Source organism: Streptomyces sp. NPDC055099, assembly GCF_053607685.1.
This window is the reverse complement of the sequence record NZ_JBSGUA010000001.1, coordinates 390,908-416,658: the sequence shown is the minus strand read 5'-3', so window position 1 is coordinate 416,658 and position 25,751 is coordinate 390,908. Positions and strand designations below refer to the sequence as shown.

At 71.8% G+C, this 25,751-nt stretch carries 23 protein-coding genes; 12 read left to right on the top strand and 11 right to left on the bottom strand.

The window, feature by feature from the left end:
* Positions 1-24: 24 nt before the first annotated feature.
* Complete coding sequence (gene map / locus ACWFRU_RS01860; RefSeq protein WP_453683777.1) at positions 25-882, bottom strand: type I methionyl aminopeptidase; 858 nt, start codon at positions 880-882, stop codon at positions 25-27.
* Between the two features lie 60 nt (positions 883-942).
* Here map and ACWFRU_RS01855 point away from each other — a divergent pair, with 60 nt between their 5' ends.
* Complete coding sequence (locus ACWFRU_RS01855) at positions 943-1,164, top strand: hypothetical protein (protein ID WP_363208396.1); 222 nt, start codon at positions 943-945, stop codon at positions 1,162-1,164.
* Between the two features lie 55 nt (positions 1,165-1,219).
* Here ACWFRU_RS01855 and ACWFRU_RS01850 read toward each other — a convergent pair whose 3' ends face one another.
* Positions 1,220-2,491 (bottom strand): MFS transporter, encoded by a 1,272-nt coding sequence (locus ACWFRU_RS01850; RefSeq protein ID WP_453684481.1) that lies wholly within the window; start codon positions 2,489-2,491, stop codon positions 1,220-1,222.
* A gap of 50 nt (positions 2,492-2,541) precedes the next feature.
* Positions 2,542-3,156: a hypothetical protein gene (locus ACWFRU_RS01845; protein WP_453683776.1), complete on the bottom strand. Its 615-nt coding sequence runs from the start codon at positions 3,154-3,156 to the stop codon at positions 2,542-2,544.
* Positions 3,157-3,235: 79 nt separating this feature from the next.
* Here ACWFRU_RS01845 and ACWFRU_RS01840 point away from each other — a divergent pair, with 79 nt between their 5' ends.
* The 3 genes from ACWFRU_RS01840 to ACWFRU_RS01830 are packed head-to-tail and all read left to right on the top strand — an operon-like array spanning position 3,236 to position 5,321.
* The gene (locus ACWFRU_RS01840) at positions 3,236-4,312 is read left to right on the top strand and encodes a sialidase family protein (RefSeq protein WP_453683775.1); all 1,077 of its coding nucleotides are present in this window, start codon (positions 3,236-3,238) and stop codon (positions 4,310-4,312) included.
* Between the two features lie 37 nt (positions 4,313-4,349).
* On the top strand, positions 4,350-5,054 hold the full coding sequence (npdG, locus tag ACWFRU_RS01835) for an NADPH-dependent F420 reductase (protein WP_453683774.1): 705 nt from the start codon (positions 4,350-4,352) through the stop codon (positions 5,052-5,054).
* 12 nt (positions 5,055-5,066) lie between these two features.
* Positions 5,067-5,321 (top strand): hypothetical protein, encoded by a 255-nt coding sequence (locus ACWFRU_RS01830; protein ID WP_453683773.1) that lies wholly within the window; start codon positions 5,067-5,069, stop codon positions 5,319-5,321.
* Here ACWFRU_RS01830 and ACWFRU_RS01825 read toward each other — a convergent pair.
* A complete protein-coding gene (locus ACWFRU_RS01825) occupies positions 5,311-6,114 on the bottom strand; it encodes a site-2 protease family protein (RefSeq protein ID WP_453683772.1) in 804 nt (267 codons plus the stop codon). The genes ACWFRU_RS01830 and ACWFRU_RS01825 overlap by 11 nt on opposite strands.
* A gap of 107 nt (positions 6,115-6,221) precedes the next feature.
* Here ACWFRU_RS01825 and ACWFRU_RS01820 point away from each other — a divergent pair, with 107 nt between their 5' ends.
* Both ACWFRU_RS01820 and ACWFRU_RS01815 read left to right on the top strand, forming a co-directional pair.
* On the top strand, positions 6,222-6,581 hold the full coding sequence (locus tag ACWFRU_RS01820; RefSeq protein ID WP_453683771.1) for a DUF6578 domain-containing protein: 360 nt from the start codon (positions 6,222-6,224) through the stop codon (positions 6,579-6,581).
* 63 nt (positions 6,582-6,644) lie between these two features.
* On the top strand, positions 6,645-9,959 hold the full coding sequence (locus ACWFRU_RS01815) for an AfsR/SARP family transcriptional regulator (RefSeq protein ID WP_453683770.1): 3,315 nt from the start codon (positions 6,645-6,647) through the stop codon (positions 9,957-9,959).
* Positions 9,960-9,970: 11 nt separating this feature from the next.
* On the opposite strand, the gene ACWFRU_RS01810 is transcribed toward ACWFRU_RS01815, so the two are convergent.
* The 3 genes from ACWFRU_RS01810 to panB all read right to left on the bottom strand — a co-directional run bounded on the left by ACWFRU_RS01810 (position 9,971) and on the right by panB (position 13,218).
* On the bottom strand, positions 9,971-10,798 hold the full coding sequence (locus ACWFRU_RS01810; RefSeq protein WP_453683769.1) for an ABC transporter permease: 828 nt from the start codon (positions 10,796-10,798) through the stop codon (positions 9,971-9,973).
* Entirely contained in the window at positions 10,795-11,814 is a 1,020-nt protein-coding gene (locus ACWFRU_RS01805) for an ATP-binding cassette domain-containing protein (RefSeq protein ID WP_453683768.1), read from the bottom strand. Before ACWFRU_RS01805 ends, ACWFRU_RS01810 begins: the two co-directional genes overlap by 4 nt.
* Before the next feature lie 516 nt (positions 11,815-12,330).
* Positions 12,331-13,218 carry a 3-methyl-2-oxobutanoate hydroxymethyltransferase gene (panB, locus tag ACWFRU_RS01800; RefSeq protein WP_453683767.1) on the bottom strand — a complete coding sequence of 296 codons (888 nt, stop codon included), beginning with the start codon at positions 13,216-13,218 and terminating at the stop codon, positions 12,331-12,333.
* Between the two features lie 156 nt (positions 13,219-13,374).
* Between panB and ACWFRU_RS01795 the strand changes: the two genes are divergently transcribed.
* The 4 genes from ACWFRU_RS01795 (at position 13,375) to ACWFRU_RS01780 (ending at position 18,197) form a co-directional block, all read left to right on the top strand.
* Entirely contained in the window at positions 13,375-14,967 is a 1,593-nt protein-coding gene (locus ACWFRU_RS01795; RefSeq protein WP_453683766.1) for an MFS transporter, read from the top strand.
* A 68-nt stretch (positions 14,968-15,035) separates the two neighbouring features.
* Entirely contained in the window at positions 15,036-15,635 is a 600-nt protein-coding gene (locus ACWFRU_RS01790) for a TetR/AcrR family transcriptional regulator (protein ID WP_453683765.1), read from the top strand.
* A gap of 173 nt (positions 15,636-15,808) precedes the next feature.
* The gene (locus tag ACWFRU_RS01785; protein WP_453683764.1) at positions 15,809-16,831 is read left to right on the top strand and encodes an endonuclease/exonuclease/phosphatase family protein; all 1,023 of its coding nucleotides are present in this window, start codon (positions 15,809-15,811) and stop codon (positions 16,829-16,831) included.
* Positions 16,832-16,973: 142 nt separating this feature from the next.
* Entirely contained in the window at positions 16,974-18,197 is a 1,224-nt protein-coding gene (locus ACWFRU_RS01780) for an MFS transporter (RefSeq protein WP_453683763.1), read from the top strand.
* Positions 18,198-18,326: 129 nt separating this feature from the next.
* On the opposite strand, the gene ACWFRU_RS01775 is transcribed toward ACWFRU_RS01780, so the two are convergent.
* From ACWFRU_RS01775 to ACWFRU_RS01765, 3 genes are all read right to left on the bottom strand, one after another.
* Positions 18,327-20,084 (bottom strand): NAD+ synthase, encoded by a 1,758-nt coding sequence (locus ACWFRU_RS01775; protein WP_453683762.1) that lies wholly within the window; start codon positions 20,082-20,084, stop codon positions 18,327-18,329.
* A 416-nt stretch (positions 20,085-20,500) separates the two neighbouring features.
* Entirely contained in the window at positions 20,501-22,195 is a 1,695-nt protein-coding gene (locus ACWFRU_RS01770) for a multicopper oxidase family protein (RefSeq protein WP_453683761.1), read from the bottom strand.
* Positions 22,196-22,332: 137 nt separating this feature from the next.
* Positions 22,333-22,947: a hypothetical protein gene (locus ACWFRU_RS01765; RefSeq protein WP_453683760.1), complete on the bottom strand. Its 615-nt coding sequence runs from the start codon at positions 22,945-22,947 to the stop codon at positions 22,333-22,335.
* A gap of 70 nt (positions 22,948-23,017) precedes the next feature.
* On the opposite strand from ACWFRU_RS01765, the gene ACWFRU_RS01760 reads away from it, so the two are divergent.
* Together ACWFRU_RS01760 and ACWFRU_RS01755 are read left to right on the top strand one after the other, a co-directional pair.
* Positions 23,018-23,731 (top strand): DUF998 domain-containing protein, encoded by a 714-nt coding sequence (locus ACWFRU_RS01760; RefSeq protein WP_453683759.1) that lies wholly within the window; start codon positions 23,018-23,020, stop codon positions 23,729-23,731.
* Positions 23,728-24,531: an alpha/beta fold hydrolase gene (locus tag ACWFRU_RS01755; protein WP_453683758.1), complete on the top strand. Its 804-nt coding sequence runs from the start codon at positions 23,728-23,730 to the stop codon at positions 24,529-24,531. Before ACWFRU_RS01760 ends, ACWFRU_RS01755 begins: the two co-directional genes overlap by 4 nt.
* A 151-nt stretch (positions 24,532-24,682) precedes the next feature.
* Here ACWFRU_RS01755 and ACWFRU_RS01750 read toward each other — a convergent pair whose 3' ends face one another.
* Positions 24,683-25,747: a LacI family DNA-binding transcriptional regulator gene (locus tag ACWFRU_RS01750; RefSeq protein WP_453683757.1), complete on the bottom strand. Its 1,065-nt coding sequence runs from the start codon at positions 25,745-25,747 to the stop codon at positions 24,683-24,685.
* Between the last annotated feature and the right edge of the window lie 4 nt (positions 25,748-25,751).

Below are 25,751 nucleotides of genomic sequence, written 5' to 3'. Positions count from 1 at the left end.
GGTAAAACGCTACCCGCTCCGAGCTCAGGGAAGCGTAAGGATCTCCGCCCCGCTGTCCGTCACCACGAGAGTGTGCTCGAACTGCGCGGTCCGCTTGCGGTCCTTCGTGACGACCGTCCAGCCGTCCTCCCACATGTCGTACTCGTGCGTGCCGAGGGTCAGCATCGGCTCGATGGTGAACGTCATGCCGGGCCTGATCACGGTCGTGGCGTGCGGGCTGTCGTAGTGCGGGACGATCAGGCCGGAGTGGAAGGACGTGTTGATGCCGTGGCCGGTGAAGTCACGGACGACGCCGTAGCCGAAGCGCTTGGCGTAGGACTCGATGACGCGGCCGATGATGTTGATCTGGCGGCCGGGCTTGACCGCCTTGATGGCGCGGTCGAGGGACTCCCGGGTCCGCTCCACGAGCAGCCTGGACTCCTCGTCGACGTCCCCGACCAGGTACGTGGCGTTGTTGTCGCCGTGCACACCGCCGATGTACGCGGTCACGTCGAGGTTGATGATGTCGCCGTCGTTCAGGACGGTGGAGTCCGGGATGCCGTGGCAGATGACCTCGTTGACGGAGGTGCACAGCGACTTCTTGAAGCCGCGGTAGCCGAGCGTGGAGGGGTAGGCGCCGTGGTCGCACATGTACTCGTGGGCGACACGGTCCAGCTCATCGGTGGTCACCCCGGGCGCGATGTGCTTGGCGGCCTCGGCCATCGCGCGCGCGGCGATACGGCCCGCGGTGCGCATCAGTTCGATGGTCTCGGGGGTCTGCACCTCGGGCCCGGTGTACGGGGTGGGCGCGGGTTTCCCCACGTACTCCGGGCGCCTGATGTTTCCCGGAACGGGGCGGATGGGGGAGAGCTCCCCTGGGACGAGCAGTGACTGGCCAGACATGCCAGCGAGTCTAACCAGCGGTGGTGGGGCAGCATGGCTGGAGAGAGAGGAGCAGATCACATGCCACTGTTCAAGAAGCGGACCGTCGGTAAGCCGGGTGAGTGGTTCTACTGCCTGGAGCACAAGAAGGTCGAGGAGGGCCCCGACTGCCCGGGCAAGGACCGCTTCGGGCCGTACGCCTCCCGCGAGGAGGCCCAGCGGGCGATGGAGACCGCCGCCGAGCGGAACCTGGAGTGGGAGACCGACCCGAAGTGGCACGACAAGAACCCCGGCAGCGCCTGATCCGCCGCCGGGGTGCAGCCGGCCGCGGGGGTGCCGCCCGCCGGGGCGCAGCCGGCTACCGGGTGGCGGACACCTCGCGGCGCCGGACCGCGTCCTCGTCCGTGCTGGCGTCGTACGACAGCAGCTTCGGCAGCACCGCCGTCAGGGCGGCGACCGAGGCCACGCAGGCGAGGCCGCCGGACCAGATGGCGGTGCGGGTGCCCGTCCAGCCGGCGGCCGCCCCAGCGCGGACCTGGCCGAGCTGCGGGCCGACGCTGTAGGACAGCACCTCGATGCCCGCGAGCCTGCCCCGCAGCTCGTCGGGGATCGTCTGGTTCCAGATCGTGGAGCGGCCGAGCCCGCTGAGCATGTCGCCCGCGCCGGCCAGGGCCAGGCACACGAGGACCAGCCAGACGTTGCCGAACCATCCGGCGGCCGTGATCGCCAGACCCCATCCCGCCGCCCCGAACACGACGAGCAGCCCGTGCCGCCGCACCCGTGACGTCCACCCGCTGGTCAGGCTCAGGAGCAGCGAGCCGACCGCCCCGGCCGCGTACATCAGGCCGAGCGACCACTCGGCGTCGAGATCCTCGGCGAGGAACGGGAAGATCGTGTTCGGGAAGGCGAAGAACATCGCCGCCATGTCGATGGCGTACGTGCCGAGCAGCACCGGCCGCGACCACGCGTACCGCGCGCCCTCGGCCAGGCCCCGCAGGGACGGCTTCTCCGCGTCGTGCGCGGGAGGCGCGGGCGCGATGCGGGTACATAGGGCCACGGAGACGGCGAAGGAGAGCACCGTCACCGCGTACGCGGGTGCGTGCCCGGCGTAGGCGACGACCAGGCCCGCCAGGGCGGGGGCCGCGATCGCGCCGACGTTCCAGCGCAGCGAGTTGAGCGCCGCGGCGGCCGTGAGCTGGTCGTGCGGCACGATGCGGGCCATCAGGGAGTCGAGCGCGGGGCGTTGCAGACCCGCGAGCGCCGAGACACCCGCCGCCACCACGTACAGCGGCCACAGCATCGGCTCCGGGAGCAGCGCGTTCACCAGGAGCACCGCGGCCAGCAGCCCGAGCCCCGCCTCGGTCAGGAGAATCACCCGGCGCCGGTCCACCGCGTCGGCCAGCGCGCCTCCGTAGAGCCCGAAGACGATCAGCGGCACCAGCTCGACCGCGCCCATCGCGCCGACGGCGAGCGGTGAGTCCGTGAGGTCCTTGATCTGGAGCGGCAGCGCGACCAAGGCCATGAAGCTGCCGAAGGTCGTGACGAGCCCCTGCACCCAGAGCAGCCGGAAGTCACGCGTCGAACGCCAGGGAGAGAGGTCGGGCAATATCGAGGAAAGGGACACGAGCAGCCATGGTCAGTGCTGTTCGTCGGGCGGGGCAACCGAATTGTGCGGCGCTCTCACCACCGGGCCGGTGGCGGCGCCGTGAGCTGGTCCGCCAGGCGGGACAACCGGTCGCGCAGGCGCCTGCGGCCGTGCGCCGCCGGCAGTGAGTTCTCGCCCGCCGCCGCGCTCACCAGGTGCTGGACCATGTCCAGGTCGAGGTCCGGGGACTCCGGCACCGCAAGGGCCTCGTGCGCCATCGCCCGCAGATCGCCGTGCCCCGAACCCAGGGACAGCACCGTCGCCCCTGCCGCGCGGGCGCCGTGGACCCGTTCGAGGAGGTCCACCCCCGGGGACGGGGCGGGCGTGTCCGGCGCCACCACCAGGAGGGTCTCGCCGCGCCTCGCGGCCTCGATCCGGCCCAGCCCGGTCGACAGATGCGCGGGATCGCCCTCCCGCACCCGGTGACGTACGAGCGTCGGCGTCAGCTCCGGCGTCCCCGACCACGCCGCCTCGTCCACGAGGTGGGCGGCCAGGTGCCACGGTTCGTACTCCTGCGTGCCCACGAGCAACAGACCGCCACCGTGCGGCACCACGCAGGACCGCAGCGTCCCCGCGAAGCGGCGCGTCGCGCCCACCCACTCGGTTCCCGCGAGCACTTCGCGCAGCAGCGCGACCCGTACGGCGTCCATGGGGTGGCATCCTGCCTCAACGGGTGAGTCGTCAGGCGGAGTTCACCGGGAATTCGCCCGGGGTGGGGACGGACCGGGGATGGCTGATGAGACAACTGTTCCCTTCCGGGCCGGACGCGAGGGCTACGCGAGCTTCCGGATTCCCGCCGTCGTGCTCACCAACTCCGGGACCGTGCTGGCCTTCTGCGAGGGCAGGGTCGGCTCGCAGGAGGACTTCGGCAACATCGACGTGGTGCTGAAACGCTCCAGTGACGGCGGCCGCACCTGGGGCCCCCTCCAGGTCGTCGCCCAGAACGGCACCGGCCTCGCGGGCAACCCCGCCCCCGTCGTCCTCGACTCCGGCCGCATCCTCCTCGTCCACGTCCGCAACGCCGCCGCCGCGACCGAGGACGCCATCCGGCGCGGCAAGGTCTCCGCCGCGAACGGGCGGCGGATCTGGGTGCGGCACAGCGACGACGACGGGCTGACCTGGTCGGCGCCCCGGGAGATCACCGGGCAGGTGAAGAAGGCGAACTGGCGGTGGTACGCGACCACGCCGGGCCACGCGCTGCAGATCAGCACGGGGCGCGTCGTCGTGCCCGCCAACCACTCCCTGCCCCCGGCCGGCACCGACAACGGCACCGAGGGCAAGTACAACGGCGGCCACTGCCTGCTCAGCGACGACCTCGGCCAGACGTGGCGCATCGGCTACGTCGACGACAACACCGACGGCTACGTGAACGTGAACGAGACCACCGCCGCCGAACTCCCCGACGGGCGGCTCTACTTCAACACCCGCAACGACTCCCCGTCGCCCGGCACCCGCGCCGACGCCCACTCCCTCGACGGCGGCCAGAGCCTCGTCAAGCCCTTCCGGCCGCAGGCGGGGCTCGTCGGCCCCGTCGTCGAATGCAGCGTGCTGCAGCTGCGCACGCCGGACGTGCTGCTGTTCTCCGGCCCCGCCGACCCCGGCTTCCGTGCCCTGATGACGGTGCGCCGCAGCCACGACGGGGGCATCACGTGGCAGGACGCGTACACCGTGGACGGGCTGCCCGCCGCGTACTCCGACCTCGTGCGCGTCGACGACGAGACCGTCGGACTGCTCTACGAGACGGGAGACTTCAGCGCGTACGAGACCATCAACTTCCGGCGGATACCGGTGGGCGCGCTGGTCTGACGACGGCCACGCCGAACCGGTGAGTAAGGTCGGCGGCATGACCTCTAACGACAATGCGCAGAAGCCCCCGGCCAAGGACCCCTGGGAGCTGCCCGACGTCTCCGGGCTCGTCGTCGGCGTGCTCGGAGGCACCGGCGACCAGGGCCGCGGCCTCGCCTACCGCCTGGCCCGCGCGGGCCAGAAGGTGATCATCGGCTCCCGCGCGGCCGAGCGGGCGCAGACCGCGGCCGACGAGCTGGGGCTCGGCGTCGAGGGCGCCGAGAACGCGGAGTGCGCGCGGCGCAGCGACATCGTGATCGTCGCCGTGCCGTGGGACGGGCACGGCAAGACCCTTGAGGCGCTGCGCGAGGAACTGAGCGGCAAGCTCGTCATCGACTGCGTGAACCCGCTGGGCTTCGACAAAAAGGGCGCCTACGCCCTGAAGCCCGAGGAGGGCAGCGCCGCCGAGCAGGCCGCCGCCCTGCTGCCGGACTCCCGGGTCACCGCCGCCTTCCACCACCTGTCGGCGGTCCTGCTCCAGGACCCGGCCGTCGAGGAGATCGACACCGACGTGATGGTCCTCGGCGAGGTCCGCGCGGACACGGACATCGTGCAGGCGCTCGCCGCCCGTATCCCCGGGATGCGGGGCGTCTTCGCGGGGCGGCTGCGCAACGCCCACCAGGTCGAGTCCCTGGTGGCCAACCTGATCTCCGTGAACCGGCGCTACAAGGCACACGCGGGGCTGCGGGTGACCGACGTCTAGGGCGTAGCGGGCATGGGGGACACTGGGACCGACCGCCGCACCAAACGGACCGACCCCCGACAGGAGCCGACCCCCATGCCCCGCCTCGCTCTCTACGCCCTCACGGTCTGCGCCCTCGCCGTCGTCGCGGCCGTGGTCTCCTTCGTCCAGGGCTACTGGATCGGCGTCGTCTGGGTGCTGCTCGCCGGGCTCTCCTCGAACATGGCGTGGTACTACCTGCGCCGCGCGAAGGCAGAGCGGGACGCCGCGCGCACCGCTACGGGCTGAGCGTGCAGTACTGGCTCGTGTCGCCGTCCCAGAAGCGATAGAAGTCCTGCCCGCAGTACGTCTGAAGGTCATTGACCCCGAGGCCGCGCAGGATCGCGTCGATCGCGTCGAAGAAGGCGCCGTTGACCTCGGGGATCCACAGGATGCCGAAGACGGCGATCAGGCCGAACGGTGCGAACGGCTCCACCTGGCGGCGGATCTTGTGCGAGAGCCAGGGCTCGATGACGCCGTAGCCGTCCAGGCCGGGGATGGGCAGCGAGTTCAGGATCGCGGCCGTCACCTGGAGCAGCGCGAGGAAGGCGAGCGCGAAGCGGAAGGTGTCGGGGACGCCGGAGAGCGCGTCGAGCCAGAAGGGCGCGGTGCAGACGACCGCGAACGCGACGTTCGTGAGCGGCCCTGCCGCCGAGATCAGCGAGTGCTTCCACTTCCCCCGGATCCGGCCGCGCTCGATGAAGACGGCACCGCCGGGCAGGCCGATGCCGCCCATGATCACGAAGAGCACCGGCAGCACGATGCTGAGCAGCGCGTGCGTGTACTTCAGCGGGTTGAGGGTCAGATAGCCCTTCGCGCCGATGGAGATGTCGCCGCTGTGCAGGGCGGTGCGCGCGTGCGCGTACTCGTGCAGGCAGAGCGAGACGATCCAGGCCGCCGTCACGAAGACGAAGACCGCGAACCCGGCGTTGTCCGCGAACCCGGTCCACGCGGCCCAGCCGGAGACCGCGGTGACGGCGACGATCCCGAGGAAGACGGGACTGATCCGCCGGTCGCTGCGTCGGGTGGGAGCGATGGTCATGGGGCGGGGCTCCTGAAGAAGACGAACCGGGTGTCGTACGGGACCGTACCCCGGCGTACGTGGAAAACGTCTCGCCCTCGGTGGGGAGTTCCGGGGATGGTGGGGGCATGGCGCTGTGGAACGTGATGTACGACGACTGGCAGATGGAGTGCTGCGGGAAGCCGTTCTCCGTGGGGGACGAGGTGTCCTGGCAACTCGGGGGAGGACCGTCGCTCTACTCCGTCGAACGGCACGGGGAGTACGGGCCCGACACGGTGGGCCGGGTGCGGTCGATCCAGATGGTGACGCAGGGCTTCGAGCTGCGGGCGGGCACGTACGAGCCGGTGGAGGGGGAGAGGTGGCTCCGTCCGGTGGAGAAGTGCCCCAAGTGGTTCACGGACCCGGTGGACGGATGCCGGGAGCAGGGACGCTTCCGCAGGGAGGTGGGGGTACTGGTCACCTTGGAGGTGGCAGAGGACAGCGCCTGACCGCCGACCGTGTGTTCGACCCGGCGCGGCACCTGACATCGCCCCGCATCTCCACCAGAGACAATGGACCCCGTGCGCTACCGCATTCTTGGCACCACCCAGGCATTTCGTACCGACGGCACCCCGATCGCCGTGGGTGGTGCAAGGCTGCGTGCTCTTCTGACGGTTCTCGCTCTGCGCGCGCCGCGGGGCGTTCCGGCGGCCGTGCTCGTCGACGAGGTGTGGCACGGTGACCCGCCCGCTGACGCGACCGGTGCGCTGCAGGCACTGGTGGGGCGGTTGCGCCGGGCCGTCGGGGCCGGGGCCGTCGTCTCCACCGACGGCGGCTATCAGCTGTGCGCCGCCCCGGACGACATCGACCTGTACCGCTTCGACCGCCTCGCCACCGAAGGCGCCGACGCGCTGGCCGACGGCGACGCGGCCAAGGCGGCGGCGATCCTGGACGACGCGCTGGCCCTCTGGCAGGGCCCCGTGCTCGCCGACCTGCCCGACCGCACGGCGGAGGCGGCACGGTGGGAGGCCCGCCGCCTCGAAGCCCGCCGCGCCAGGCTCGCCGCGGCCCTCGCGCTCGGCCGGGCCGAGCAGGCGCTGCCCGAGCTGGCCGCTTTGTGCGACGACCACCCCCTAGACGAACCGCTCCAGGCCCTGCGGCTGCGGGCGCTGCGCGACGCGGGCCGCCCGGCGCAGGCCCTCGCCGCGTACGACGAGGTGCGCCGCCTCATCGCGGACCGTATCGGGGCCGACCCCGGGCCCGAACTCCGTTTGCTGCACGAGGAGTTGCTGCGGGCCGACGCCCCGCGCCCGCCCGCGCCCCGGACCCGCCCGCCCCAGAGACCGCAGGGCAACCTGCGCGCCAGGCTCACCTCCTTCGTCGGCCGCGAAGGCGACATCGAGACCATCCGGGACGACCTGGCGCGGGCCCGCCTCGTCACGCTGCTCGGGCCCGGCGGCGCCGGGAAGACACGGCTCTCGCAGGAGGCTGCCGAGGCCCACGCCGACGGGGCGCCCGACGGTGTATGGCTGGCCGAGCTCGCGCCCGTCGAGGACCCGGACGCGGTGCCGGAGGCGGTCCTCACCGCGCTCGGCGCCCGCGAGACGGTGCTGCGCGGCGCGGGCGCCGAAGAGCTGCGGGCGGTCTCGGAGTGGCACGGCGACGACCCCGTCGTCCGCCTGACCGAACATTGCGCCACGCGCCGCATGCTCCTCATCCTCGACAACTGCGAGCACGTCATCGACGCCGCGGCCCGCCTCGTGGACCGGCTGCTCGCGCACTGTCCCGGCCTCACGGTCCTCGCCACCAGCCGTGAACCCCTCGGCGTACCAGGGGAGTTGCTGCGCCCCGTGGAGCCGCTCCCGGAGCCGATCGCTCTGCGCCTGCTCGCGGACCGCGGCGCGGCGGCCCGGCCGGGCTTCCGTATCGAGGACGACAGGGCCGCGGCGGCAGAAATCTGCCACCGCCTGGACGGCCTCCCCCTGGCCATCGAACTGGCCGCGGCCCGCCTGCGCATGCTCACCCCCCGGCAGATCGCCGACCGCCTCGACGACCGCTTCCGCCTCCTGACGAACGGCGCCCGCACGGTGCTGCCCCGCCAGCAGACCCTGCGCGCGGTCGTCGACTGGTCCTGGGACCTCCTGGACGGCCCCGAGCGCACCGTCCTGCGCCGCCTCTCCGTCTTCGCGGGCGGCTGCGACCTGGCCGCCGCCGAGGCGGTGTGCGGGACACCGGCCGAGTCGCCCGACGTCGCCGACGCGCTCGGCTCGCTCGTCGACAAGTCCCTGGTCGTCGCCGCCCCTTCGCCGCAGGGCGTCATGCGCTACCGGCTCCTGGAGACCGTCGGCGAGTACGCGGGGGAGCGGCTCGACGAAGCCGGCGACCGCGCCGCCGCCGAGCGGGCCCACCTGGTGTACTTCCGCGAGCTGGCCCGGACGACCGAGCCGCGTCTGCGCGGCGGCGAGCAGCGGGAGGCCGTCGAACGGCTCGAGGTCGAGTACGAGAACCTGCGCACCGCCCTGCGGCACGCCGTCGCCGCCCGGGACGAGCAGGAGGCGCTCTGCCTGGTCCTCTCGCTCTCCTGGTTCTGGACGATCCGCGACCTGCGCATCGAGACCCGCAACTGGTCCCGCGATGTCGTCGCCCTCGGCCCCGACCCCTTCGCGCGGCCCGTCCCCCCGGTGGAACCCCTCTACGAACGCTGCACGGACAACCCGCCGCCCATGCGCCCCGAGGTGCTCCAAGAGGCGCGGCGCGGCGTCCACCTCATCCAGCTGTCCTGCATGGACATGAACCTGGAGTCCTGGCACACACCGGAGGCCGTGGAGAAACTCGCGGGCATCAGGGAGGCCTACCGGCCGGGGCTCCCGCAGACCTGCTGGACGCCGGGGAGCCTGTGGTTCTTCGCGGTCCTGCTCGACGGTGACATCGACAGACTGCACGTCATCATCGACGCGACCATCGCCACCTGCCGCGAGCGGGGATACGACTGGGAGCTGGCCGCGTCCTTGCAGCAGCGCGCCAACGTCCTCGCCAACCGCGCCGACCGGGCGGGCGACGCGCGCCGTGACGCCGACGAGTCCCTGGAGATCTTCACCCGGCTCGGCGACGTGTGGGGCATGGCCGAGGCGCTCTCCTCGCGCGGCGAGGCCCATGAGCGGCGCGGCCGCTACACCCTGGCCGCCGAGGACTTCGCGGCCGCCATAGGGCACGCGGAGCGGCTCGGCGCCCCCGCGCAGGTGAGCGTGCTCACGGCGCGGCTCGGGGCGGTGCTCGCGGAGGCCGGTGAACTGGCCAGGGGCGAGGAACTGCTCTGGTCGGTCCTCGATCACGACGGCCATGCCGCCGCGAACTCCAGCGAGTCGCTGCCCGCCGCCCGCTTCTTCCTCGTGGACCTGCTCGTCCGCACCGGCCGCACCACGGCGGCGCGGGAGCAACTCCAGCTGCTCAGGGCGGAGTTCAAGGCCGTCGACTTCGTCATCTTCGAGGGCTTCATGCTGGGCGCCGAGGCCTGGATCGACACCGTGGAGGGCCGCCACGCCGAGGGACTGTCCACCGCGCGCGACGCGCTCGGCAAGTCCCTCGACCCGCTGGTCAAGATGATGGCGCCGCAGATGACGTCCGTGCACCTGACCACCGCCGCCCGCGCGCTCGCCGCCCTCGACGACGGCCGGTACGCCCATGACGCGGCCCGGCTGATCGCGGTCGCCGACCGTGAGCTGCCGCCCGGTCACTTCGCGCCCGCCGCGGAGCGCGGCATCCGCGACACCGCCGTGGCGCTGGCCCGCGGGGCGCTGGGCGACGCCGCGTACGAGGCCGCGTACGCGGAAGGCGGCAGCCTCTCCGTGGAGGAGGCCGCCGCCCTCTGTGACAGCCACATCGGCTAGCGCGTCCGCACTCAGTTCTTCGTGCGGAACTTGTGGATCGCGATGGGCGCCATCGCCAGCGTGAGCAGCGCCGACCAGCCGACCGTCACCCACACGTCGTGCGCGACCGGACCGCCCACCATCAGTCCGCGCGCGGAGTCCGCGAGCGAGGACAGCGGGTTGTAGTCGGTGAAGCCCTGCAGCCAGCCCGGCATCGACTGCGTCGGCGCGAAGATCGACGAACCGAACTGCAGCGGCATCAGGACCAGGAAGCCCATCGCCTGCACGGACTGGGCGCTCTTCATCGAGACGCCGAGGACCAGGAAGATCCACATGATGGACGTGCCGAAGAGCGCGGAGAGGCCCACGGCGGCGAGCAGTCCGCCCCAGTTCGTGATGTCGAAGCCCACCAGGACACCGACGATCATCATGATCGTCGTCGCGATGAGCAGACGCATCAGCTCCACCACGATCTTGGCGAAGAGGACCGAGCCCTGGCCGATCGGCAGGGTGCGGAAACGGTCCATGATGCCGTTCTGGAAGTCCTGGTTGAAGCCCGTGCCGACGGCCATGGCGATGTTCATGCTCATCATCGCCATCATGCCCGGGACCACGTACTGCACGTACTGGTCCTGACCGCCGCCGAGGGCCTGGCCGATGGAGCCGCCGAAGACGTACACGAACAGGAGCGTGAAGACGATCGGCATCAGGACCGCGTCGAACATCGACTCCGGGTCCTGGCGGATCCACAGCAGGTTGCGGCGGACCAGCGCGCTGGTGTGCCGGACGTGGTCGCGAAGACCGATGCGGGCGTCGGCCTCTCCCTGGTGGAGGGGCGGCGCGAGAGTGGTGCTGCTCATACGGCAACCTCCTCGAGTTCGGGGCGGGCGTCCTGCGGGGCGCTGGCCTTCTGGCCGGTGATGGAGAGGAACACCTCGTCCAGGCTGGGCAGTTCGGTGCCGATCGAGCCGATCGTGATGCCGCGCGCGGTGACGGCGCCGACCACGGCGGTCAGCTGCTCGTCACTGAGGATCGGCACCAGGACCGTGCCGGACTCGACGTCCACGGTGGACGTGGCGAGGCCGGTCAGGCCCATGTCGTCCAGGGCGCCGGCCAGCGGGCGCAGCTCCAGCGGGTCGGCCGGGCGGATGCGCAGGGTGCGGCCGCCGACCTTCGCCTTCAGCTCGTCGATGCCGCCGTTGGCGATGACCTTGCCGCGGTCGATGACGGTCAGCTCGGAGGCGAGCTGCTCGGCCTCCTCCATGTACTGCGTGGTGAGCAGCACGGTGACGCCTTCGGTGACCATGCGCTTGACCTCCGCCCACACCTCGTTGCGGGTACGGGGGTCGAGGCCGGTGGTCGGCTCGTCCAGGTAGAGGACGGAGGGGCTGCCGATCATCGACGCCGCGAGGTCGAGGCGGCGGCGCATGCCGCCGGAGTACGTCTTGGCCGGGCGGTTGGCCGCCTCGGTGAGGGAGAACCGCTCCAGGAGGCCGTCCGCCCTCGCCCTGGCCTCCTTGCGGGAGAGGTCGAGGAGGCGACCGATCATGTAGAGGTTCTCGCGCCCGGAGAGCTTCTCGTCCACGGAGGCGTACTGGCCGGTGAGGCCTATGACCCGGCGGAGCTGGCGGGGCTGCTTGGCGACGTCGTAGCCGGCCACGTAGGCCGTGCCCGCGTCGGGGGTGATGAGGGTGGAGAGGCAGCGTACGAGGGTGGTCTTGCCGGCGCCGTTCGGGCCGAGTACGCCGAGGACGGTGCCTTCGCGTACGTCCAGGTCCACGCCGTCCAGTGCCTTGGTCTCGCCGTAGTGCTTGACCAGTCCCCTCACGGTGACGGCGCTTCCTGCGCCGCCGGGGATGTCGTCGATTCGCGTCATGCCGCAAGGTTGGCAGTCGCCACCGACAAACCACCGACAGCCCGCCTACACCTGGCCGGGGGGCCTGTTGGGGGGTATCTGTTGCCCGGGGGTGGGCCTGCTGCGGGTGGTTGCGCCACCTGCGGGTGGGCGGTCCCTGCCCCGCCGCTTCGCTCCGGTTGCCCCGGGCTCGTCCGGTCGCCCTGGCCGCGGCCGCCTCTGTCCCGCCCGCTTCGCGGCGGATCTTTCCCACCCACCCACCCGATTGCCCCGGGGTGCTCGGGTGGGTGGGTGGGGGATATCGCCGCGAAGCGGCGGACAAAAGGCCCCGCGCCCGAGCAGAAAGGGAACGTAACGGACCCCGAGCCCGCAGAACGCCCCCGGCGAGGAAAAGCGCAAAGGGAAGCGAAAACCGAGCCCCCCCGCAACGCCCCCCGGCGAGAAGAAGGCAGCCCGTCGACGGGGGAAGTTCGACGGGCTGCCGGTGGTGCCGCTGTGGCTCAGGGGCGGGCGTGGCTTCGACGCCCGGGGGAGGAGCTAGTGGACCGCGTGTTCCGCGGCGGGGAACGTGCCGCCCACCACATCCTCCGCGAACGCCTTGGCCGCGCCACTCATCACGCCCCGCAGATCCGCGTACTGCTTCACGAAGCGCGGCATCTTGCCGCCGGTCAGGCCCAGCATGTCCGTCCAGACCAGGACCTGCGCGTCGCACGCCGCGCCCGCGCCGATCCCGACCGTCGGGATGTGCAGGGAGCGGGTGACCTCGGCCGCCAGCTCCTCGGGGACCAGTTCGAGGACGACCGCGAACGCGCCCGCGTCCTGCGCGGCCTTCGCGTCGCTCAGGAGGCGGTGCGCCGCCTCGTCGCCACGGCCCTGGACGCGGTAGCCCATGGTGTTCACGGACTGCGGCGTCAGCCCCAGGTGGGACATGACGGGGATGCCGGAGGAGACGATCAGCTCGGTCTGGGCGAGCGAGCGCTCGCCGCCCTCCAGCTTCACCGCGCCGACCCCGGCCTCCTTCACCAGGCGCGTCGCCGAGCGCAGGGCCTGGACCGGGCCTTCCTGGTAGGACCCGAAGGGCAGGTCGCCGACGATCAGGGCACGCGACGTGCCCCGTACGACGGCCGCGGACAGCATGGTCATCTGGTCGAGCGTGACGGGCACGGTCGTCTCGTACCCGAGGTGGCAGTTGCCCGCCGAGTCGCCGACCAGCATCACGGGGATGCCCGCCTCGTCGAAGACGGACGCGGTCATCGCGTCGTACGCGGTGAGCATGGGCCACTTCTCGCCGCGCTCCTTGGCGGCGGAGATGTCCCGGACGGTGATGCGGCGGGTGCTCTTGCCTCCGTACAGCGCCTTGCTGCTGTCGGCGGACTGACCGGCGGGGCCCGCGGGCTGGTTCTGGGCAGCCGAAAGTTGCGTCATCGCAACGGCTCCTTCTGTTATCTCGAGGCGCCCTGACGGCGTCCCCGGATCACCTCCATGGTGGCACCACGCGGCGCCCGTCGGCTAGTGGACCCCTGGGTAAAGTCTTTACAATACGAGACGGTCTCGTATCGGAATTGCTTTACCGTGGGAGCCATGACTACTCCCGCCGTCCCCACCCCACGCGTACCGGAAGCCGTTCACCGGCGCCGGTGGGCGATCCTCGGCGTCCTGATGCTGAGCCTGCTCATCGTGGTGCTCGACAACTCGATCCTGAACGTCGCCATCAAGACGATCTCGACCCCCGAGCCCACGGGCCTGGGCGCCACCCAGGGCGACCTGGAGTGGGCCATCAACTCCTACACCCTGGTCTTCGCCGGGCTCCTCTTCACCGCGGGCCTGCTCGGCGACCGCCTCGGCCGCAAGAAGGTGCTGCTCGCCGGCCTCGCCGTCTTCGGCATCGGCTCCGCGCTCGCCGCCGAGTCCGGCTCACCCGTACAACTCATCCTGTTCCGCGCGGTGATGGGCCTCGGCGCGGCCTTCGTGATGCCCGCCACCCTCGCCGTCCTGATGAACGTCTTCGAGCGCGACGAGCAGCCCAAGGCCATCGGCATCTGGGCGGGCGGCGTCGGCCTCGCCATCGCGATCGGGCCGATCACCGGCGGCGTCCTTCTCGACCACTTCTGGTGGGGCTCGGTCTTCCTGGTGAACGTGCCGATCGTGATCGTCGCGATCGGGCTGATGATCTGGCTCGTGCCCGAGTCGCGCGACCCGAAGCCGGGCCGGATCGACCTGGTGGGCGTGGGCCTGTCCGTCATCGGCCTCGTCCTGCTCGTCTACGGCATCATCAAGGGCGGCCAGCTCGCCGACTTCACCGACCCCGCCGTCATCGGCACCGTCGTCGCGGGCCTCGCCGTACTCGTCGGCTTCGTGCTGTACGAGAAGCGCAGCGACCACCCGTCCATCGACATCTCGTACTTCAGGAACCGCGTCTTCTCGGCGGCGATCAGCAGCCTCGCCCTCGTCTTCTTCGCGCTGATGGGCGTCACGTTCTTCGCGGTCTTCTACACACAGAGCGTGCGCGGCTACTCGCCGCTGCAGACCGGCCTGCTGATGCTGCCGCTCGCCGCGGCCCAGCTCATCTTCGCGCCGCGCGCCCGCCTCGTCGTCGACCGCTTCGGCGTCCGCGCCGTGTGCTCGGGCGGGCTGCTGCTCCTGGCCGCGATGCTCGCCGCCTTCACGATCCTCGAGGCCGATACGCCGATCTGGATCCTGGAGGTCATCTTCTTCCTGATGGGCACCGGCATGGCGCACATCATGACGCCCGCCAGCGTCGTCATCATGCAGGCGCTGCCCCGCGAGAAGGCGGGCTCCGCCTCCGCGCTGAGCAACACCTTCCGGCAGGTCGGCGGGGCCCTCGGCATCGCGGTGCTCGGCTCCGTGCTCTCCGCGGCCTACCGCAGCGGCGTCGAGGACAAGCTCACGCTGCTGCCCGCCGACGCGCGGCACGCGGCGGGCGAGTCCATCGAGGCCACCCTCGGCGTCGCCGCCAAGCTCGGCCCGCGCGGTGAACCGCTGGTGACAGCGGCCCACGACTCCTTCCTGCACGCCATGCACATCACGGCACTCTGCGGCGCGGGCGTCGCCCTGATCGGCGTCGTGGTCGTCGCCCTGTTCCTGCCGGGCCGCACTCCCCAGGAACCGGAGGCGGAGCGTCCGGAGGCCGACCCCGTGGGTGCGGGGCGCTGACCGGGGCGGGGGAGTGCAGGGGAGAATCGCCACGGCAGAGCGCCGGACGACGAGAAGACGGAGTTGACGTGGGCCACATCGCCAAAGGCGTCCGGGGGCGCCCCCGCAGTGAGGCCGTGGAACGGTCGATCGTCGAGGGCGTCCTGAAGCTGATCGAGGACGGCGTGCCCCTGGCCGATCTCTCCATCGAGCGGATCGCGCGCACGGCGGGTGTCGGCAAGGCGACCATCTACCGCCGCTGGAGCGGCAAGGAGGAACTCTTCGTCGACATCCTGCGCGGCATCGACGACCCGCCGCCCGAGCTGGCCGGCGATTCGATGCGCGGCGACATCATCGTCCTCCTCGACCATCTGCGCAGACGCGGCGTGAACATGCGGTCCTCCGCGCTGCTGCACAACGTGTTCGCGCAGATGAAGAGCCTGCCCAAGCTGTGGGAGGCGTACCACACGACCGTCATCGAACCGCAGCGCCGTGTCATGCTCGGGGTGCTGCGCCGGGGCGCGGAGAACGGCGAACTGCCCGCCGACGTCGACATCGTCCTCGCCAACGATCTTTTCGTCGGCCCCATGCTCGTACGCACCGTCCTGCGCTCCGACGCGCCGCTGGAGGAGGACCTCGCCGAGCGGATCGTGGACACCGTGCTCGCGGGACTGCGGCCCACGGGGTGAATGTGCACGTTTCGTCACAGCGGCCCGTTGTGCGGTGAGATGTGGAACCCGCCGCGCCGCGCCGCTCGTCCTCGTCCCGTACGGCCGTCACGGACGGCGGGGAGGACACCCGATCATCGCCTAGGGTTTCAGGGGCGAGGACGGTTGCACGGCACCAGTGAGGCGACGAGCGTATGGCGCAGGCGTATGTGACGGAGACAGGCAGCGGCGGCTCGGAACCCGGCCGCCAAGGGTCTCGGTTCCGGCGCCTGGCCGACGGCTGGCGGGGCGACCGGGGCATCTGGCGGCGCGGGCTCGTCACGGCCGGGGTCGCGGTGCTGCTGGCCCTGGTGATGCTCTTCCACGCACAGATCCCGAACGGCGTGGGCAACCTCGGCAGCCTCATCGAGACGTTCCTGCCCTGGCTCGGCGTCCTGATCCCGGTGCTGCTCGTCGTCGGCTTCGTGCGCAAGTCGGCCACCGCGCTGATCGCGGTGCTGCTGCCCTCGGTCATCTGGGTCAGCTCCTTCGGCGGCCTTATCAGCGACAAGTCCGGCACCGGCGGTGACCTGACGGTCGCCACCCACAACGTGAACGCGGAGAACGCCGACCCCTCGGGCACCGCCCGTGACGTCGCCGCTTCCGGCGCCGACGTCGTGGCCCTGGAGGAGCTCACGGCGAACGCCGTCCCGACGTACGAGAAGGCGCTGGCCGGCACGTACAAGTACCACTCGGTGCAGGGCACGGTCGGCCTGTGGAGCAAGTACCCCCTGACCGGCACCAAGCCCGTCGACATCAAGCTGGGCTGGACGCGCGCCATGCGCACGACGGTCAACAGCCCCAAGGGCGAGGTCGCCGTCTACGTCGCCCACCTGCCCTCGGTGCGGGTCAAGCTGGACGCGGGCTTCACCGCCAACCAGCGTGACGACAGCGCGGACGCGCTCGGCGAGGCGATCGCCGACGAGCAGGTCTCCAAGGTCGTGCTGCTCGGTGACCTGAACGGCACGATGAACGACCGCGCCCTGAACGCGGTCACCTCCCAGATGCGCTCCACGCAGGGCGCTGCGGGCGACGGCTTCGGCTTCAGCTGGCCCGCGTCGTTCCCGATGGCGCGGATCGACCAGATCATGGTGAAGGGCGTCGAGCCGCTGTCGTCGTGGACGCTGCCGGAGACGGGCAGCGATCACCTGCCGATCGCGGCGCGGGTCGAGTTGTAACACGTGCCCGCCGGTGGCCGCCGTCTTTTGGCGCGCGGCACACCCGCTCGTAACCTCGCGGAATACTGAGCCTGAGAGACTTTGTTCCGTACGTAAACTTATGGAACACCCGTCCCTCACGCGCTCCACCGGAAGGTTCTTCATGCCCCTGGCCCTGCTCGCCCTAGCCGTGGGCGCCTTCGGCATCGGCACGACCGAGTTCGTGATGATGGGCCTGCTGCCCAATGTCGCGGACGACCTGCACATATCCATCCCCACCGCGGGACACCTGGTCTCCGCGTACGCCCTCGGTGTCGTCATCGGCGCCCCGCTGCTCGCCGCTGTCACCGCGCGCATGCCGCGCCGCCGGGTCCTCATCGGCCTGATGGTGCTCTTCGTCGCGGGCAACGCGCTCTCGGCCGCCGCCCCCGACTACCACTGGCTGATGGCCGCCCGCTTCCTGAGCGGCCTGCCGCACGGCGCGTTCTTCGGCGTCGGCGCGGTAGTCGCCACCGGCCTGGTGGCCCCCGAGCGCAAGGCGCGCTCCGTCTCGCTCATGTTCCTCGGCCTGACCGTCGCCAACATCGTGGGCGTGCCCGTCGCCACGGCGATGGGCCAGCAGCTCGGCTGGCGCGCCACGTTCCTCGCGGTCAGCGCGATCGGCCTCGCCGCCATCACCGCGCTCGCCCTCCTCGTCCCCGCCGACCACGGCCACGGCGAGAGCGGCGGCCTGCGCGGGGAGATCCGGGCGCTCGGCAGCGTGCCGGTGTGGCTCGCCCTCGGCACGACCGTGGCGGGCTTCGGGGCGCTGTTCTCCGCGTACAGCTATGTGACGCCGATGCTCACCGACGCCGCGGGTTACGCCGAATCCAGCGTGACAGTGCTCCTGGCGCTGTTCGGTGTCGGCGCTACGGCGGGCAACCTGCTCGGCGGCCGGCTCGCCGACCACTCCCTGCGGGGCACGCTCTTCGGCGGCCTCACGGCACTCGTCGTGGTCCTCGCCCTGTTCCCCGTCCTGATGGGGGCGGCGTGGAGCGCGGCGCTGGCGGTGACGCTGCTCGGCATGGCGGCGTTCACGACGGGCTCGCCCCTGCAGCTCATGGTGATGGAGAAGGCGTCGGCGGCCCCGTCCCTGGCCTCCTCCGCCAACCAGGCCGCGTTCAACCTCGCCAACGCGGGCGGCGCCTGGGTCGGCGGCCTCGCGCTGGCCGCGGGCTTCGGCGTGACGTCACCGGCCGTGGTGGGCGCGGGGCTCGCGGTGCTTGGCCTCGCCGTGGCGGGTGTGGCATACGTGGTGGACCTGCGGTCGCCCGCGCATGCGCCTGCGGCGGGCGGTGAGCGGCTGGTGGCTTCGGGCGAGCCGCGGCGGGAGACGGCCAGTCGCTAGACGCTGGTGTTCCTGGTTCCCGGGCGATGACGGGTGGGCGGGCGAGTGCACTGAACCGCCGCTCGCGACGGATCTTCGCCGCCCACCCGTCCGCCCGGCACCGTCAGCCCACCCGTCCGCCCGGCACCGTCAGACGGACTTCTCCCGCCAGCGATTGGTGATCGGAAGGCGGCGGTCCTTGCCGAAGCCCTTCGCGGAGATCTTCGTGCCCGGCGGGTACTGCCGCCGCTTGTACTCGGCCGTGTCCACCATCCGCAGTGTCTTCACGACCAGCTCCCGGTCGTAACCGGCGGCGACGATCGAGTCCGCGCCCATGTCGCGGTCGACGTACATCTCCAGGATCGCGTCGAGGACGGGGTAGTCCGGCAGCGAGTCCGTGTCCACCTGGTCGGGACGCAGCTCCGCGCTCGGCGGCTTGGTGATGGAGTTCTCCGGGATCGGCGGCGTCTGGCCGCGGTCGAGCGCCGCGCGGTTGCGCCACTCGGCGAGCCGGAAGATCAGGGACTTGTAGACGTCCTTGATCGGGCCGTACGCCCCGACCGAGTCGCCGTAGAGCGTCGAATACCCCACTGCCAGCTCGGACTTGTTGCCCGGCGCGAGGACGATGTGGCCCTCCTGGTTGGAGAGGGCCATCAGCATCGTGCCGCGCAGCCGCGACTGAAGGTTCTCCTCGGCGAGCCCGGTGAGACCCAGCGACCCCATGTAGGCGTCGAACATCGGGGCGATCGGCACGGTGCGGAAGTTCAGCCCCGTACGCCGGGCCAGGTCCTCCGCGTCACTGATGGAGTGCTCGGAGGAGTAGCGGGAGGGCATGGCCACGCCGTACACGTTCTGCGCGCCGAGTGCGTCGCAGGCGATCGCGGCGGTCAGGGCGGAGTCGATGCCTCCGGAGAGCCCGATCAGGACACTGCTGAAACCGTTCTTCGCGGTGTACGCGCGCAGCCCGACGACCAGCGCCGAGTACACCTCTTCCTCGTCGTCGAGCCGCTCGGCGTATCCGCCCGTGAGTTCCGGCTCGTACGCGGGCAGAGGCTCCTCGGAGACGGTGACGTGCTCGATGCGCAGGCCGTCGTCCACGATGCCCGACGGCGGCACCGGAGCGGCGGCCGGCAGATCCAGATCGAGGACGACACACCCCTCGGCGAACTGCGGGGCACGCGCGATGACTTCGCCGTCCCGGTCCACGACGACCGAGTCCCCGTCGAAGACGATGTCGTCCTGGCCGCCGATCATCGCGAGGTAGGCGGTGGTGCAGCCGGCCTCCTGCGCGCGCTTGCGCACCAGCTCGAGGCGTACGTCGTCCTTGTTCTGCTCGTACGGCGACGCGTTGATGGACAGCAGCAGGCCCGCGCCCGCGGTACGCGTGGCGGGGACACGGCCGCCGTCCTGCCAGAGGTCCTCGCAGATGGCGAGCGCGACGTCGACGCCGTGCACGCGCAGGATCGGCAGGGTCTCGCCCGGCACGAAGTAGCGGAACTCGTCGAAGACGCCGTAGTTCGGCAGGTGGTGCTTGGAGTACGTCAGGACGGCCTCGCCGCGGTGCAGCACGGCGGCGGCGTCCCGCGGGGCGCCCGCGGGCTGGCCGTACTTCGGCTTGGCCTCCTCGGTGCGGTCGAGATAGCCGACGACGACCGGCAGCTCGCCGTACCCCTCGTCGTTCAGCCGCGCCGCGAGCGCGCGCAGCGCATCCCGGGAGGCGTCGACGAAGGACGACCGCAGGGCGAGGTCCTCGACGGGATAGCCGGTCAGCGCCATCTCGGGGAACGCGACGAGGTGCGCTCCCTGCTCGGCGGAGTGCCGGGTCCAATGGACGATCGCCTCGACGTTCCCGGCGAGATCGCCGACGGTCGAGTCGATCTGATTCAGGGCGAGGCGTAGTTGAGGCACGCGGCCCAGTGTAATCGTCAGAGCGACGCGATGCCTTGCGGGGCGGGAGTGGGGCACCCCACTGGGGGCACCCCACACCGTCGCCGCCGGTCGGGCGGGGTGGTTCTGGGGTGTGGGGTGTGGTGGTTGGGGGCGGTCGGGTGTGGTGGTTCTGGGGTGTGGGGTGCGGTGGTTGGGGGCGGTCGGGCGGAGTGGTTCCGGGGCGTGGGGTGCGGTGGTTGAGGGCGGTCGGGCGGGGTGGGCCCGGCCGTGCGCTGCGGTGGTTGGTTGAGGGTTGTCAGGCGTGGTGGCCCAGGCCGTCCGTCGCGGTGGCCGGCGATCGTCAGCTGGGGTGGCCGAGGGTGGTCGCCTGCGGGGGCCGACGGCCGTCAGCAGTGGTAGCCGACGGCCGTCGGTAGGGGGTGGCCCAGGGGCCGTCAGGTGCGGTAGCCGAGGACTGTCATCATTCCTGCCTCCGAGTGGTAGACGTTGTGGCAGTGGATCATCCACAGGCCGGGGTTGTCGGCCTCGAAGTCCACCGTCAGGGTGCCGTTCGGCAAGATGACCGCGGTGTCCTTGCGCGGGCCGTTCGGCGTATTGGCCAGGGTGAACGTGTGGCCGTGCAGATGGATCGGGTGCCACATCGTCGTCGAGTTGGCGAAGACCAGGCGGACCCGTTCGCCCGCGCGGACGGGGTGGCGGCGGTCGGGGGAGTAGGGGGTCTTGTCGAAGGCCCAGTCGTACTTCGCCATTCCGCCGGTCAGTCGCATCCTGATCGTGCGGTCCGGCTTGCGGGACGGGAGGGCCACCGGACGCGCCGCCCGGAGCTTGTCCGCCGTCAGGAGGCGGCCCCTCAGTTCCTTGGGGCGTGTCGAAGGGGCAGGTGGCCGGCCGCCGCCCGTGCGCAGGACCGCCAGCGCCGCCGCCTTCTTGCCCTCGGCCGCCGCGGTCAGCGGGAAGACGCCGTCCTTGGCGGTGACCAGGACGTCATAGCGCTCTCCCATGCCGAGCAGCAGCGCGTCCGTCTTCGCGTGCTCCACCGGGAAGCCGTCCGTGTGCGTCACGGTCATCTCGTGGCCGCCGAGCGCCACCCGGAAGGCCGTGTCACCGCCCGCGTTGATGATGCGCAGGCGGATGCGGTCGCCGGGGCGGGCCTTGAAGGAGGACGGGGCGTCCGGCGTGCGGCCGTTGATCAAGTAGTGCGGGTAGGCGACGTCGCCCGCGTCGCCGCCCAGCAGGTCGCTCTTGGCGCCCATCATCATGCGGGAAGGGGCGTCCGGCGCGGGGGCACTCGATGTTGTGGAGGGGCTTGGCGTCGTGGCCGTGCGCTGGCCCATGCCGGACATGTCGTGGCCGCCGTGACCACCGTGACCGCCCTCGCCGGAGTCGCCTTCCATGTCGTGGCCGCCCATGCCCTTGCTGAGCTCGGCGAGCACGGCGTCCGGGGTGGAGCCGTCCACCCCGTCGACCCAGTCGTCCAGGACGACGACCCACTCCCTGTCGTACCGCAACGGCTCCTTGGGGTCCTCGACGATCAGTGGTGCGTACAGACCGCGGTCCTGCTGGGTGCCCGAGTGGGGATGGAACCAGTACGTCCCCGGGTGCGGCACCGCGAAGCGGTAGGTGAACTCCGCGCCGGGCTTCACGGCCTTCTGGGTCAGGCCCGGGACGCCGTCCATGTCGTTGCGCAGGGCCAAACCGTGCCAGTGCAGGGATGTCGCCTCGGGGAGGTGGTTGGCGAGCGTGAGGGCGAGGGTGTCGCCCGCGGTGACGCGGACTTCCTTGCCGGGGAGCCGGTCGCCGTACGCCCACGTCTTGACCGTGCGGCCGCCGAGGTCGAGCTTGGCGGCCATGGCCGTCAGCTTCACCTCGTGGACCGTGCCGCCGCCGGTCCGCTTCTTCTCCGCGGCGGCGACTTCCTTGCCCGCGGGGTCGACATAGCCCTCGGGCTCGGACCCGCCGCCGTGTCCGGCGTGGGCGGAGTCCGCACCGGAGCCGGACCCAGAGCCGGAACAGGCCGCCAGGAGTCCCGAACCGGCGACGGCCGTCGCGGCGCCGAGCAGGGCACGGCGCGAAGGAGCGCTGCGCGAAGGGACGCTGCGCGAAGGGGTGCGCGGGGGTTGAGTGCGCATGGCTGAGTACACCTCGTCGTGGTGGTGTTGCGTGCAGATGGGCGCATCTGCTGCTTCTGATACACCGCTCGACGCCCGGAGGTTCCCATTCACGGACCCGCCGGACGCGGGCAGGGCGAAGCAGCCGGTGCGTCGGCCTAAATGCGCAGCACCGAGAGGTGGGAGAGGAGTATGCGGGGCGGCGGCGGATTGGGCCGCAGTCCGTCGAGCAGCCGGGCGAGCGGACGCGCGGGCACGACGAAGCCGCCGGGCCGCAGCAGGCCCGCCTTGAGCAGCAGCACGAGGGTGAATGCGGCGAGGACGGCGAGGCAGACGGACAACGGGTCCATCCCGTCCATCCCGGTGGGGGCGCCCACGGCTGTCGCCACGCGCGCGTGGCCGGTGACTTCGGCCATGCCCGGTGGTGCGGGGTCGCTCGCGCTCATCTCGTGTTGCGCGGCGGCCTGTTCGGTCCCGCTCGGGTGGCTCGGCTGGTGCGGAGAGTGGCCCGACGCGGGGCTCGTGGCGCTCGTGGAGTGGCCCGACGCGGGGCTCGTGGCGCCCGTGGAGTGGCCCGACGCGGGGCTCGTGGCGCCCGTGGAGTGGCCCGACGCGGGGCTCGTGGCGCCCGTGGAGTGGCCCTTCGCGGGGCTCGACGAGTGCGCGGTCGGGTGGCCCAGCGTATGCATCGTCACGATGCCGAAGAGCAGGGCGGCGAGCAGCAGGAGCTGCCTGCCGTTCCCCTGTCTCCTCTGCCCGCTCGTGGCCACCATGGGCGGAACCTTACCCCCGCCGGGTATGGGACGACATGCGGCCCCCCTGCACGTCGCTGATCATGACCCCATGGCGATTGCGGACAAAGTGGGACATGAAGCGGTGCGTGCGGATGGCGGGTACGCGCGTGTCGTCACCGTCTCAACCCTCCTCGCGCTCGGCGCGGTCGCCTACAGCACGTGGCTCCTCGAAGCCTTCCTCGGTACGGGACTCTCGCCGCTGAGTTCGTACGTCAGTGAACTCGGGGCCCGGGACCAGCCGTACGGCACGCTGTTCCGCACGACCGACCTGACCGCGGGGCTGCTGGTCCTCGCGGGCGCGGTGGGCGCGCTGCGGTGGCTGCCGCGGCGGGGGAGCGGGGTCGTGGGGTGGGCGGGGCTCGCCCTGTTCGGGGCGGCCACCGCGGTCGACTCACGGCTCCCCTTGAGCTGCGCGCCGACCGCCGACGTGCTCTGCGGGGCCAGGGAGCGGGCGGGGCTCGTGCCCGCGGCGCACTCGGCGCACGTGGTGAGCAGCAGCGTCGCGGTGACGGGGGCGCTGGTGGGGATGGTGGCGTTGACGTTCGCGGCGCGCAGGCACGGGCTCCTGCCCTCCCTCGCCGGCAACCTCGGTCTCGTCCTCGTGGGCCTCGAACTGGCCGCCACCGCCTGGACCCTGGCCGCGATCGCCGCCTTCGACGCGGGGTACGGCACGTGGGGGCTGGGGGCGGGGCAGCGGCTCCAGGTGCTGCTGATCGCGGTCTGGCTGGGGTTCCTCGCGCGTGGGGTGGTGCGGCGCGGGTGAGTTTCGTACGGATCGGGGGAGTGCCGCATCACGTGCGGGTGGCCGGGAGCGGGCCGGTGTGCGTGCTGAGCGCGGGGCTGGGGCTCGCGTGGTTCGACTGGGACGCGGTGGTGGAGCGGCTCGTCCCGTGGCGGACCGTCGTCCGTTTCGACCGGCCGGGGGCGGGGCTGAGCGGGCACGCGCGCGTGGCGCCCACGCTTGCGGGAGAGGCCGAGCGGATCGCGGGGGTCCTGGACGCGGTGGGCCTCGCCGGCCCGGCCACGGTGGTCGGGCACTCCCTGGCGGGCTTCCACTGCGAGGCGTTCGCCCGCCTCTTCCCGGAGCGTACGGCAGGCCTGGTCCTGGTCGACTCCAGCGTCGAGGAACGACCGCGGGTGCGGGTCCCGCGCGGGGTGCGGGTGGGGGCTGCCCGGCTGGGCGGCGCGGTACTCGCCGGAGCGGGGTTGCCGTGGGCGGTGGGGCCCGCGTTGCGGAGGGTGGCGGTGCGCGGGGACGGGCCTGTGAGGCGGGTCTACGGGGTGAGCCGGGTGTGGCGGGGGGCACTGCTGGAGTACGCCACGTACGGTGACGCGGCGCTTGAACTCGCCGCACTGCGCCGGGCTTTCCCCCTGCGGAACGGGCTCCCGGTGACGGTTCTCGCGGCGTACGGGGGTGTCGGCGGGGCGGGTTGGCTCACCCGGCAGCGAACCCTCGCCGCCTCACTCGACGCGGCCTTCCACGTCGCGGAGCCTTCGGGACACGTGGTGATGCGAGATGCGCCGGGGGCGGTGGCAAGAGCGGTACTGGCCCCTGGGCCTTGACCCGCCCCGACCCGCCGCTGCACGACGAAGCGCCCCCATCCACCCGGCGGCAGGCGCCTCCCCGCCCGTAACCCCCAAGGCCTCGGCCCCCACGAACCGCCCCACCCACCCGGCGGCAGGCGCCTCCCGGCCCCGTCTCCCCAGCGCCTCCCTACGCCCCGCCCCCTCCCGCCCCCCGAACCCCCCGCACACTCTCCCGAATCACGATGTGTGTGCCCAGAAGGTGGCGTTCCTGGCCTGTTCGGGGGGAGCCCGACAAGGCGAGGCGGACTGCCGTGCGGCCCATTTCCTCCGCGGGGATGTGCACGGTCGTCAGGCCGGGAGTGATGTCCGCCGCCACCGGGTCGTCGTTGTAGCCGACCACCGAGATGTCCTCCGGCACCCGCAGCCCATGCTCCCGCAGGGCGATCACCGTGGCCGCCGCCACCCTGTCGTCGCCCGCGAACACCGCCGTGAAGTCCGGCCGTCCATCCGCCTTCTTGAGGAGGTCCTTGATCGCCTCGTACCCGTGGTTCTGGCCGAAGCCGATGCCGTGCAGGATCGCCTCCTCGCGTGGCACCCCATGGTCGGCCAGCGCGCGGAGGTAGCCCGCGACGCGGTCCTCGCCCGTGGTGTGGCCTGGCTGGTAGCCGATCAGGGCGATCCTTCGGTGGCCGGCGCCCAGCAGGTGGCTCGTGATGGCGTACGCGCCCGCCTCGTTGTCGTACTCGACGACCAGCGCGGGGACATCCGGCGCCGGCGCCGGACGCCCGCACAGGACGAGGCGGGAGCCCGCCGCGGCGAGGGCCTCCGCGTACCGCGCCATCCGCTCGCGGTACTCGTCGTCCTCGATGACCCCGCCCACGAGCACCACCGCCTCCGCGGCCTGCTCACGCATCATCTGCACCAGGGCCAGCTCGCGGGCCGGGTCGCTGTTCGTCGACGAGATCAGCGTGAGGCGGCCCCGCTGGGCCGCCTCCATCTCCACACCCTGTGCCACATGCGCGTAGAACGAGCTCACCACGTCGAACATCAGCACCGCGATCGTCTTGCGGCCGGCGCCCGCCAACGCGCGCGCGTGCGCGTTGGCGACGTAGTCGAGATCTTTGACGGCCCGCAGCACCTTCCCCCGTGACGCCGTCGACGTCGGGTAGTTGCCCGCGAGAACCCGCGAGACGGTCGCGACCGAGACGCCCGCCCGCGCCGCCACGTCACGGATGGTGACCCGCTCACCCACTGTG